We start from the raw sequence: 6,099 nt of genomic DNA on the forward strand, positions 1-6,099 counted from the left end.
TGTTCAACGGCTGCTTTTGCTGTGGAACCCGACGGTTCTGGCGTCATTGATCCTGCAACGACCCCGGGGAGGCTTGATCGTCAGTAACGGGTCCAGTGCGTGCCATCGTTGTGAGTCCCCGAGCTGGCTGTCGAGTATTTCGGCAAAGCGACCGGAGGACCGAAGGGCTTCCAGTCCCCGGTTGAACTGTTGCGCCAGTTCACCCCCATTGTCCTGTTGCCTAGAGAAAATCAGGTGATAGCTGGCCTGGTGGATGGGGCGTGGATGGTAGGTCAGTTGCCGGGCTTCGGCCCCGGAGAACAGCCGGTCGATCATCTGCAGTCCGGTCAGCGGGTCCATCGGGAACAGGTCTATCCGTCCCGCTTGCAGTTTCCGGAAGTTGGATTCATCCGATGCCGTCATGTCCGTGTTTACAAGCCCCCGGTCCACCGCCGAGGTCAGTTGGTCGCCATAGGCATAGTCCTGGGTCAGGCCAATGGTCAGCCCCTTGAGATCGTCGATTTGCCGCCAATCGAACTGACTGTCCTTGCGGACAAAGAAGACGTAGTAAAGGGGCAGTATCGGCTGGCTGAAATGAAAGTTTTCGGAGCGGGCGGCGGTACAGCTCCAGGCCGCCGAGCCGTCATAGGTGCCGTGATGCGCCATGGCCAGGGCCCGGGACCAGGGCAGGAAGCTGTAATCAACGGATATCCCGACATTGTCATAGGCTTCAGTGATGATCTGTGCCAGCAGGCCATGGTTGTCGAGGCTGCTGTCGAAATAGGGGGGCCATTCTCCGGTGGAAAGCGTGATGGTCCGGGCATGGGTGGCCGGTATTGCGAACAAAAGCGCAATCAGAATGACAATAACCTGGATGGGGCCTGGTAGCCGCCGACTGGGCGACTGATGAGCCGAGCCCCTGATCGAGTTTGAGAACCGTCCGCTGCACACTGCCTGTAGTCCCTGACGTTGGTGTTTGCTCAAGGGTCCGTTGCTACTGTCAGTATGGTTCAATATGTGCGATCAGGGAAAATTTTAGTGCCTTTTCCGCATCTTTACTGGCGTGGGAGGGGAGGCCATGGTCAGGCCGGTTGCAACCTGACCATGGAGGAGTGGATGTTTACAGGCTGTAGGTGCTTACGTCGATTTTGGAGAAGACTTCCGTCCAGTAAAGGTCGGTCAGTTCCTCCCGGGTGTTGACGCCTTCGACCTTTTTTACCCATTCCGCCAGGGTCTCGCGGAATGCCGCCATGCGTTCTTCCGCATCCTCAATACCGTACTGTTCCTGGTAGTGGGCTGCGACGGTCTCGAGATCCTCTTCGATAAAGCCACGAGTGGCTTCGACCAGTTCCGGATCCGGTTCGTGCAGAGTGATGTCGGAGCTTTCCTCAATCTGACGGAGCGCTTCCATGTGATCTTCGTAGTAGAGCATGACGACTTCCGCGGAAGCCCGTGCAGCACCATAGAGAATGGTCGTGCGATCGTCCGTGGACAGGGAGCGCCAGGTGTCTGCATTGATGTTGGTACCTACGCCGCCGAAGGTGCCTCCCGGAACGCCCATGGTGACATCGGTGACCACTTCGATGAACTTGAAGTTGAGCAGGTCCGACAGGTTGTGGGCGGTACAGTCCACAACACCCTGGCTGAGCCCTTCGTAGGTTTCATTGACCGGTATGGACACCGGAGAGCCCTCCATGGTTTCAACCCAACGGGACCATACCGGCCCACCAACCCGGATCCGCTGACCTTCAATATCTTCCGAGGAGGTAACGGCGTCGTTGCAGAACAGGCCATAGGGCGAGGTGCTCACCAGGTTGAGATAGACCTGGTTCCGGTCCAGATGCTCCTGGATGCAATCCGGGCATTCGTTGACGATGTACTCCGTCACCGCGCCGGTATAGGCGAACATGGCCGTCTTTGCCTCAACACTTGAGAGTTCGGGGGCCATGGTCATTTCGGTGAGCATGATGGTGTTGGGGAAATCCGCTGGAAAGTAGGGCGTCAGTACATGGCCAAGATCAGCCATGCTGTCCCTCAAACCGGACGGCGTTTCCATAAAGCTGAGCAGCGACTGGGCATACCCCTTGACCGTAAGATCTCCCCCGGAACGGGTTTCCACGGCGTCAATAAAGGCATCCATGCCCTTTGAACCGAGTGTGTTCTGAGGGGAGCCGGTGGCAAACCGCAGTTGCTCGGCGGTTGCAGCACCGGTGCCGGCCAGGCAGGCGAGAGTGAGGCCTGCGACAAGCCCATTGAGGTTTCGGTTTATTGTCATAGTTATCTCCTGAGTGCTCTGTTGGGGGAGGGTGATGCATGCCTGGGCAGGTTTTCAGGGTCAGGCCTGCCCGGACAAAAGGAGCCTGAATGCCGTGGTTGTCTGAGCAATGTCCGTCTTCTGGCCGCTGATGACATCACCGTACAGAAAGGACTCTCCTACCCGGATAATCAGGAAGGCCAGATCGTCCTGATGAATGGGGGGCGTCCAGTCGGTTTTCCCGGTCTGCTCGGCGATAAGCCCCCGAACCATATTGACGGACCGTGCCTGGAAGAGGCTGGACCTGGACGTGAGGATGCGGATGGCGTACTCCGGGTCCTGACGGATGAAGTGGTGAAGCTGCTTCGTGTTCACTACCTTCCTGAGCAATTGCTCCAGAACGGCTACCACGTAGTCGGGGCCTTCCCCGGAGGTTGCTTCGAGGGTCTTGTCGATCAGGTCCTGGTAGAACGACCAGATAATTTCACCCACAAACAGTTCACGACTACCTACCCAGCGAAACAGTGTGGCCCTGTTGACGCCCACTTCATCCGCTATGGACCCCATGTTGATCCGTTCACAATCGAGCCAGCGTTGCCGGCCGACCTCCAGCGCCGTAAGGGGAGAGGCTGCGCCTGTGCTGGCTTCGCCGGCCAGTGCTTTGGCCAGTGGTGTCATCTGTGCTTGCGTCATTATTTTATTTTGTTGCATCATGTGTCGAAATATAAAAATGTTGCAGCCTGGAATCCAAGAATAGTGTCGCAGGGCTCCGGGTGCAACCGAATGATAAAAACAATCAAGTGGAGAGGTTGCCAAGATGAGTCATCAGCAGGTTCCACCGGATGCTCGCTGGTTCAGCAGTTACCCTTCGGGCATCCCCCATCGGCCGGATCTGTCTGGCCGTGCGGTTCACGATATGTTGACCGATGCGGCTCGTCGTTGGCCGGAGCGGTCGGCTATCCATTTCATGGGGCGCGAGATCAGCTACCGGGAACTGGACGATCTGGTATCCCGGGCAGCAAAAGGATTGCAGACGCTGGGCGTAAAGCCCGGGGTTCATGTCGGTCTGTACCTGCCCAACAGTCCTCATTGCATCATCGGTTTCATGGGGGTGCTGAGGGCCGGTGGTGTGGTGGTGAATTACTCGCCACTGGATGCCGAGCGTATTCTTGAGCACAAGATCGCCGACAGCGAGACAGACCTGATCATTACGGTGGATCTCCAGGCGCTGCTGCCCCGGATAGCCCAGTTTATGGGCGATTCGCGTCTGAAAGGACTGGTAGTCGGTTCGGTGGCGGAATTCGCCGGTGCGCCGGATCAGCTCCGGGGCCAGATGGCCTCCGCGGGAGAGCTGAGCGAGGTCCCTTCCGACGGAGTCACCCCCTTCGCCGCTCTGCTGGACAATGCCGGCGACTTCCAGCCCTATCCGGAAGCGCGGGCACCCGATAGCCTGGCGGTGCTCCAGTATACCGGGGGTACCACCGGTGCCCCGAAGGGCGCCATGCTGACTCACCGCTCCATATCCAGTGCGGCCGACCAGTTGGGGGCCGCCCTTGTGACGACGGTTTCTCCGGGAGAGGAGCGGATACTGGCGGTACTTCCGCCATTTCATATATACGCCATCATGGTCAACATGCTCTTTGGCCTGCGGGACGGCGCCACGCTTTATCAGCAGCTCCGGTTTGATCCAAAGCAGGCCCTCGAGACCATACAGCAGGAACGGATTACCGTTTTCCCGGCGGTGCCAACCATGCTCTCGGCGCTGTTGTCCTACCCGGAACTGGAGAACTACCGGCTGGACTCCCTGAAACTCTGCAACTCTGGCGGTGCACCACTGCCCGTGGAGTTACAGCAGCGGTTCAGGGAACGGGCCGGGTGTACCGTCAAGGAAGGCTGGGGCATGACGGAAACGTCAACCGTCGGCACCTTTACTCCCCAGGGAATGACAGCGCCAGCGGGTTCCTGTGGTGTTGCCGTGCCCGGCGTGGACCTGCAGATCCTGTCGATGGACGGTGAGGAAACGGTGCAGCCCCCGGGCGAGCGCGGTGAGCTGTGCATCAAGGGCCCCAACATGATGCAAGGCTATTGGAAGCGTGACGACGCCACCGCTGAATCAATGACCTCGCAGGGCTATTTCCGCACGGGTGACGTGGCTTTCATGGACGAAGACGGGTTCATCTACATTGTCGACAGAACCAAGGACATGATTATCTGCAGCGGCTATAACGTGTATCCGCGCAACATCGAGGAAGCCATATACGAGCATCCCGCCGTGTCGGAAGTGTCCGTTATCGGCGTGCCTGACAGTTACCGGGGTCAAAGCCCCCGGGCCTATGTCACGATCATGGACGGCACGCCTCACCCAACCCTGCAAGACATGCAGACCTTTTTACGCTCCCGCCTCGGTAAACACGAAATGATCCAGGGCATGGAGATCCGGGATGAATTGCCCAAAACCCCCGTGGGCAAGCTGTCCAAGAAAGAGCTGTATGCAGAAGTGAATAACCAATCCTGACAATAAGTCCAAGAGGGAAAAGATGACTATCAAGAAACTGCTGACCCTGGCGTCAGCCTCTGCCTGCCTTTGCCTGGGTTCTATTGCCCAGGCTGACCTGCGTTTTGCCCTGGGTTACCCCCAGGGTTCCATCCCTGCGGAATCCGCCCAGGTATGGGCGGATGCCCTTGAGGAAGCAAGTGACGGTGAGATGTCGGCCAAGGTTTATCCATTGTCACTCCTGAACCTGATGGAAACCTCGCCCGGTCTGCGCGATGGCATGGCCGATGCGGGCGTTGTGCTGACCACCTACTTCATGAACGAGTTCCCCTCCACCCACATGGTCACGGAGTTGACCATGCTCCTGGACCAGCAGGAGTTCAGTGGACCTCACGGAGCCATATTCGGCGGCGCGGTTGCCGAGTATGTCATGGCGCACTGTGAGGAGTGTGTCGAGGAGTTTCGTCAACAGAATCAGGTGTTCACCGCGACCGGCACAACCTCTCCGTTGCCCCTGCTCTGCAACCAGCCGGTCACCTCACTGGAGGACGCGCGGGGCATGCGACTGCGCGGTGGCGGTCCGCAACATTCCCGCTGGGCCCAGGCAATCGGGGCCAACTCGGTCCAGATGTCTGTCAATGAAGTCTACGACGCACTCGATCAGGGCGTTGTGGACTGCACCATTCAGACAGCGACGGAACTGACGGTGTTCCGGTTGAATGAGGTGGTTACCGACATCACCGTCGGGGCCCCCGGGGGTGGTTACGGTGGTACCGCACTGGCCAACATTAACCAGGATACCTGGGCATCCCTGAGTGAAGCGGGGCGTACCGATGTCCTCAGGGCCAGTGCCGCGATGGCCGCTCATATTATCTGGGCTTACCACCTGAGCAATGACCAGAACCTGAAGGATGCGCGGGAACAGGGAATCAGTGTCCATGAGGCAGACCCGGGCCTGGCGGACTTTACCGAGCAGTTCGTCGCGGATGATGTGAATACCATTGCCGCCACATACGCCGAACGCTATGGCCTGGAGAACACGGAAGAGAGCATCAGGCAGTTCCGTAAGATCCTCGACCGCTGGATCCGCCTGGGGGCGGAGATGGATAGCGAAGAAGCCCTGAGGGACATTCTCTGGCGTGAAGTCTATTCGCAGGTGGATGTGTCCAGCTACGGTCTATGAGGTGGCGCGGGTCCGTTGTGGAGATATCCCGACGGGCCGCTCTTTTTCTGGTTACAGAATCTGATCGTGGAGATCAATCCATGCTTCACATTGGTCGACTGTTGTCCCGTATTACCAATACCGTCTCCATCGTCGGTGGCCTGGCCATTGCCCTGATGATGTTCCACATCACCTTCGACGTGGTCGGGC

The 6,099-nt window shown here is 58.4% G+C and carries 5 protein-coding genes; 2 read left to right on the plus strand and 3 right to left on the minus strand.

Annotated elements, in window-relative coordinates; all coding sequences use genetic code 11:
• Nucleotides 1-3 precede the first annotated feature (3 nt).
• The 3 genes from RO069_RS10440 to RO069_RS10450 all read right to left on the minus strand — a co-directional run bounded on the left by RO069_RS10440 (nucleotide 4) and on the right by RO069_RS10450 (nucleotide 2,926).
• Complete coding sequence (locus RO069_RS10440; protein ID WP_328187330.1) at nucleotides 4-825, minus strand: substrate-binding periplasmic protein; 822 nt, start codon at nucleotides 823-825, stop codon at nucleotides 4-6.
• A 274-nt stretch (nucleotides 826-1,099) separates the two neighbouring features.
• Nucleotides 1,100-2,254: a C4-dicarboxylate TRAP transporter substrate-binding protein gene (locus RO069_RS10445; protein WP_328187331.1), complete on the minus strand. Its 1,155-nt coding sequence runs from the start codon at nucleotides 2,252-2,254 to the stop codon at nucleotides 1,100-1,102.
• A gap of 60 nt (nucleotides 2,255-2,314) precedes the next feature.
• The gene (locus RO069_RS10450) at nucleotides 2,315-2,926 is read right to left on the minus strand and encodes a QsdR family transcriptional regulator (protein ID WP_328187333.1); all 612 of its coding nucleotides are present in this window, start codon (nucleotides 2,924-2,926) and stop codon (nucleotides 2,315-2,317) included.
• A gap of 124 nt (nucleotides 2,927-3,050) precedes the next feature.
• Here RO069_RS10450 and RO069_RS10455 point away from each other — a divergent pair, with 124 nt between their 5' ends.
• Nucleotides 3,051-4,748: a long-chain-fatty-acid--CoA ligase gene (locus RO069_RS10455; protein ID WP_328187334.1), complete on the plus strand. Its 1,698-nt coding sequence runs from the start codon at nucleotides 3,051-3,053 to the stop codon at nucleotides 4,746-4,748.
• Between the two features lie 22 nt (nucleotides 4,749-4,770).
• Nucleotides 4,771-5,910 carry a C4-dicarboxylate TRAP transporter substrate-binding protein gene (locus RO069_RS10460; RefSeq protein WP_328187335.1) on the plus strand — a complete coding sequence of 380 codons (1,140 nt, stop codon included), beginning with the start codon at nucleotides 4,771-4,773 and terminating at the stop codon, nucleotides 5,908-5,910.
• Nucleotides 5,911-6,099 lie beyond the last annotated feature (189 nt).

It is taken from the genome of Marinobacter sp. OP 3.4, from assembly GCF_036224885.1.
In the GTDB taxonomy this organism is placed as follows: domain Bacteria; phylum Pseudomonadota; class Gammaproteobacteria; order Pseudomonadales; family Oleiphilaceae; genus Marinobacter.

Excerpts from the sequence above, each read along its gene's own strand:
- RO069_RS10445 (WP_328187331.1), bottom strand. The coding sequence starts at position 2,254 with ATGACAATAAACCGAAACCTCAATGGGCTTGTCGCAGGCCTCACTCTC.
- RO069_RS10450 (WP_328187333.1), bottom strand. The coding sequence starts at position 2,926 with ATGACGCAAGCACAGATGACACCACTGGCCAAAGCACTGGCCGGCGAA.
- RO069_RS10455 (WP_328187334.1), top strand. The coding sequence starts at position 3,051 with ATGAGTCATCAGCAGGTTCCACCGGATGCTCGCTGGTTCAGCAGTTAC.
- RO069_RS10460 (WP_328187335.1), top strand. The coding sequence starts at position 4,771 with ATGACTATCAAGAAACTGCTGACCCTGGCGTCAGCCTCTGCCTGCCTT.